The organism is uncultured Acidovorax sp. (assembly GCF_964021665.1).
Taxonomy (GTDB): domain Bacteria; phylum Pseudomonadota; class Gammaproteobacteria; order Burkholderiales; family Burkholderiaceae_C; genus Acidovorax; species Acidovorax temperans.
The window spans coordinates 1-4,932 of sequence record NZ_CAXIAK010000144.1 but is presented as its reverse complement, the minus strand read 5'-3'; the positions used below and the strand labels follow the sequence as shown (position 1 = coordinate 4,932).

The 4,932-nt window shown below is 64.3% G+C and carries 2 protein-coding genes and 1 pseudogene; 1 reads left to right on the top strand and 2 read right to left on the bottom strand.

Translation table 11 applies throughout. The features are described from left to right. Together AADJ04_RS17605 and AADJ04_RS17600 are read right to left on the bottom strand one after the other, a co-directional pair. Nucleotides 1–376, bottom strand: a pseudogene (locus AADJ04_RS17605) (IS1595 family transposase); the annotation flags it as partial. A 195-nt stretch (nt 377–571) separates the two neighbouring features. After that, nucleotides 572–1,060: an Lrp/AsnC family transcriptional regulator gene (locus tag AADJ04_RS17600; protein ID WP_341240411.1), complete on the bottom strand. Its 489-nt coding sequence runs from the start codon at nt 1,058–1,060 to the stop codon at nt 572–574. A gap of 168 nt (nt 1,061–1,228) precedes the next feature. Between AADJ04_RS17600 and AADJ04_RS17595 the strand changes: the two genes are divergently transcribed. Then, nucleotides 1,229–4,804 (top strand): indolepyruvate ferredoxin oxidoreductase family protein, encoded by a 3,576-nt coding sequence (locus AADJ04_RS17595; protein ID WP_341240410.1) that lies wholly within the window; start codon nt 1,229–1,231, stop codon nt 4,802–4,804. Nucleotides 4,805–4,932: the final 128 nt, after the last annotated feature.

Sequence of the window (4,932 nt, the reverse complement as noted above, 5' to 3'; positions counted from 1 at the left end):
GAAAGGCGGTGCTTTGCGCCACGCCCAGGCGCTGGGCCACCTGGTTGAGCGAGAGCCCCTCGCCCAGAGCCTGCGCCTGGCCCATCCACTTGTCCCGCAGATGCAAACGCGCCAGCGGTGTGCCAGTCAAGGCGTTGAAGGTGCGTGCGCAATGGCGGCACTTGAAACGTTGAAGTCCATTGGCCGAGCCGTTCTTGACGAGCAGGGAGCTGCTGCAATGCGGGCAAGCCCGGCAGGCGCCGCTATGCGCTTCTACAACGGCGATGGCTTGACTGTGATCGAGCAGAGCCTGCAGAGAGCTTGCCAGTTGCTGGCGCTGGTGGTGCGTCAGCTGGGGCAAGCTGTGGATCAAGCGCGTCATCTGTTGCTGTCGCATGGCCTTCTCCTGGGGCTGACGCAGGAGCGTCATGCTTGGGAGATGGGGGCGCGGCAGGGCGTTTAAAGACTCATCACTAGCATTCGCTAGAAGAGCCTAAAAAACGGCTATAGCGCTTATCAATCAAGCGCTAGCAGCTATCAAAACAAGAGCGATTTCGAGCTGGCCCAAGCCAGTGGGCAAGCGTGAACTGGCTCAGCGGGGCTTGGGCTGCGTAAGGTGCGCCAGCGGCAGCGCCCCGCTGGCCTTGACCTCGCCCAGCGAGAAGCTGGTGTGCATGTCTTTCACGTTGGGCAGGTTCAGCAACACATCGCGCGCAAACTGCGAGAAGCTGTCCAGATCGCGCGCCACCACCTGCAGCTCGAACGTGCCGGTGCCGCTGATGTAGTGGCATGCCACCACTTCGGGGATTTGGCGGATGGCTTCTTCCATCGCCCGCGTCAGGTTGCCGGTGCTGCGGTCGGCATCGAGCCGCACAAAGGCCAGCACGCCCAGGCCGATTTTGTGGCGGTCGATTTCGGCGCGGTAGCCTTTGATGAAGCCCGCATCCTCCAGCGCGCGCACCCGGCGCCAGCACGGCGCGGCCGACAGGCCCACGCGCTGGGCCAGTTCGGCATTCGTCAGGCGGGCGTCGGCCTGCAATTCTTGCAAGATGGCGAGGTCGTATTTGTCTAAATTGTTCATGTTTGTGTAATTTTAAGAAAGATCCTTTCTGAATCAAGGGTAAACACGGCATAAAAACGAAAGCACATATCTGGCGCGCCTGCCTAAACTGTCTTCAAACCATCTATTTCGACGCCCGCTGCTGCCCACAAGGTGGTGGCCGGGCAGCCATCCCCCACGGAGACAGCCATGAACGCCCCCTTGCCCGAATCGATCCGCAAAGCCCTAGAGACTGTCACCCTGGAGGACAAATACACCCTGGGCGAAGGCCGCGCCTTCATGAGCGGCGTGCAGGCCCTGGTGCGTCTGCCCATGCTGCAGCGCCAGCGCGATGCGGCGGCGGGGCTGAACACGGCGGGCTTCATCAGTGGCTACCGTGGCAGCCCGCTGGGCACCTACGACCAGGCGCTGTGGGCGGCTAAAAAGCACCTGGCCGAAAACCACATCGTCTTTCAGCCCGGTGTGAACGAAGAGCTGGGCGCCACCGCCGTGTGGGGCACGCAGCAGCTCGACCTGTACCCCGAGAAGAAGAAATACGACGGCGTCTTCGGCATCTGGTACGGCAAGGGCCCGGGCGTAGACCGCTGCGCGGACGTGTTCAAGCACGCCAACATGGCGGGCACGTCCAAGCACGGCGGCGTGATCGCGATTGCGGGCGACGACCACATCAGCAAGAGCAGCACGGCCGCGCACCAGAGCGACCACATCTTCAAGGCCTGCGGCACGCCGGTGTTCTTCCCCAGCAGCGTGCAAGAGATTCTGGACATGGGCCTGCACGCCTTTGCCATGAGCCGCTTCTCGGGCGTGTGGTCGGGCATGAAGACCATCCAGGAGGTGGTCGAGTCGTCCAGCAGCATCAGCGTGGACCCGGACCGCGTGAAGATCATCCTTCCCGAAGACTTCGCCATGCCGCCCGGCGGCCTGCACATCCGCTGGCCCGATGCGCCGCTGGAGCAGGAAGCGCGCCTGATGGACTACAAGTGGTACGCGGCCCTGGCGTATATCCGCGCCAACAAGCTCAACTACAACGTCATCGAAGGCAAGCAAGACCGCTTCGGCATCATTGCCAGCGGCAAGGCCTACAACGACATGCGCCAGGCCCTGGTGGACCTGGGGCTCGATGACGACACCTGCCGCAGCCTGGGCATTCGCGTGCACAAGGTCAACGTGGTGTGGCCGCTGGAAGCCACCATCACCCGCGACTTTGCACAGGGCCTGCAAGAGATTCTGGTGGTGGAGGAAAAGCGCCAGGTCATCGAATACCAGCTCAAGGAAGAGCTGTACAACTGGCGCGCCGATGTGCGCCCCAACGTGCTGGGCAAGTTCGACGAAGTGCCGGGCGACAACTCGGGCGGCGAGTGGAGCATGCCCAACCCCAGCCAGAACTGGCTGCTGCGCCCCAAGGCCGACCTGACGCCCGCCCTCATCGCCAAGGCCATTGCCAAGCGCCTGAAAAAGCTGGGCGTGCCCGAGCACGTAGTGCAGCGCATGGACGCCCGCCTGGCCATCATCGAAGCCCGTGAACGCGCGCTGGCAGAGACCCAGGTGGACCCTTCTGGCGACCGCACGCCCTGGTTCTGCAGCGGCTGCCCGCACAACACCAGCACCCGCGTGCCCGAGGGCTCGCGCGCCGTGGCCGGCATCGGCTGCCACTACATGGTCAACTGGATGCCCGACCGCCGCACCAGCACCTTCACGCAGATGGGTGGCGAGGGCGTGACCTGGGTGGGCCAGCAGCCGTTCACCACCGAAGAGCACATCTTCTCCAACCTGGGCGACGGCACGTACTTCCACAGCGGGCTGCTGGCCATCCGCCAGAGCATTGCGGCGGGTGTGAACATCACCTACAAGGTGCTCTACAACGACGCCGTGGCCATGACCGGCGGGCAGGCGGTGGGCGAACGGCCCGAGGGCCACACGGTGCTGCAGATCATGAACAGCCTGAAGGCCGAGGGGGTGGCCAAGCTGGTCATCGTGACGGACGAGCCGCAGAAGTACGACGGCGTGGCCTTGGCCCAGGGCGTCACGGTGCACCACCGCGACGAGCTGGACCGCATCCAGCGCGAGTTCCGCGAGATCAAGGGCTGCACGGCCATCATCTACGACCAGACCTGCGCCACCGAAAAGCGCCGCCGCCGCAAGCGCGGCAAGCTGGCCACGCCCGACAAGACGGTGGTCATCAATGAGCTGGTGTGCGAGGGCTGTGGCGACTGCTCGGTGCAGTCCAACTGCCTGTCGGTGGAGCCGGTGGAGACCGAATTTGGCCGTAAGCGCCGCATCAACCAGAGCACCTGCAACAAGGACTACTCGTGCGTGAAGGGCTTCTGCCCCAGCTTCGTCACGGTGGAAGGCGGCCAGCTCAAGAAGCCCAAGAAAGACAAGAAGGGCGACCTCTCGGCCCTGCCCAACATTCCCGAACCCGTGCTGCCCGTGGCCGATATGGCCTGGGGCATCGTGGTGGCGGGCGTGGGCGGCACCGGGGTGATCACCATTGGCTCGCTGCTGGGCATGGCGGCCCACCTGGAGGGCAAGGGCGTCATCACGCAAGACGCCGCAGGCCTGGCCCAGAAGGGCGGCGCCACCTGGAGCCACATCCAGATCGCCAGCCGGCCCGATGCCATCTACACCACCAAGGTCGATACCGCCAAGGCCGACCTGGTGATTGGCTGCGACGCCATCGTGGCCGCCAACAAGACCACGCTGGCCGTGCTGCAACCCGGCCGCACCTTTGTGGCGCTGAACACGCACCGCACGCCCACGGCGTCGTTCGTGAACAACCCCAACTGGCAGTTCCCCGATGCGCATTGCGACACGGCCATCACCAGCGCCCTGGGCGATGGCAGCGTGGGCAGCTTTGACGCCGAACAGGTGGCCACGCAACTGCTGGGCGACAGCATCTACACCAACCCGCTGCTGCTGGGCTACGCCTGGCAAAAGGGCCGCGTGCCGCTGACCCTGGCCTCGCTGATGCGCGCCATGGAACTCAACGGCGTGCAGGTGGAGAACAACAAGGCAGCCTTTGAATGGGGCCGCCGCTGCGCCCTCGACCTGCCCGCTGTGCAGGCACTGTTCCAGGCGGCACAGGTGATCCAGTTCGTGAAGAAGCCCGCCCTGGCCGACATGATCGCCAAGCGCGTGGACTTCCTCACCGGCTACCAGAACGCCGCCTACGCTGCCGACTACCAGGCCTTTGTGCAGAAGGTGCAGGCCGCCGAGGCGCAACTGGGCACCACCACCCGCCTGACCGAGGCGGTGGCCCGCTACCTGTTCAAGCTGATGGCTTACAAGGACGAGTACGAAGTGGCCCGCCTGCACACCGACAAGGCGTTCATGGACAAGATCGCCGCGCAGTTTGAGGGCGACTTCAAACTGGTGCACCACCTGGCGCCCCCGATGTCGGCCGCCAAGAACGAGAAGGGCGAACTGGTGAAAAAGCCCTATGGCCCCTGGATGCGCAACGCCTTCGGCCTGCTGGCCAAGATGAAAGGCTTGCGTGGCACGGCCTTCGACATCTTTGGCAAGACCGAGGAGCGCCGCACCGAGCGCGCCCTGATCGTCGAATACCGCGCCTGCATCGACGAGCTGCTGGCCAGCCTGACCGCCGACAAGCTGGCCCTGGCGGTGGAGATTGCGCGCATTCCGGAAGACATCCGTGGCTACGGCCATGTCAAGGAGCGCCACCTCAAGGCCGCGCGTGCCAAGTGGAATGGCCTGATGGCGCAGTGGCGCAGCCCCGGCGCACCTGCCCAGCGCCAGGCGGCCTGAGCCTTTGCGAACTGGCACTGCCGTGGCGCGGCGGTGCCAGTGAAATCATTTGCTATTAATTTGATAGCTTCTGGCGCTTGATGGATAAGCGCCAGAAGCTATTTTTATGGATATGTGAAAACCCTCTG

Excerpts from the sequence above, each read along its gene's own strand:
- AADJ04_RS17600 (WP_341240411.1), bottom strand. The coding sequence starts at position 1,060 with ATGAACAATTTAGACAAATACGACCTCGCCATCTTGCAAGAATTGCAG.
- AADJ04_RS17595 (WP_341240410.1), top strand. The coding sequence starts at position 1,229 with ATGAACGCCCCCTTGCCCGAATCGATCCGCAAAGCCCTAGAGACTGTC.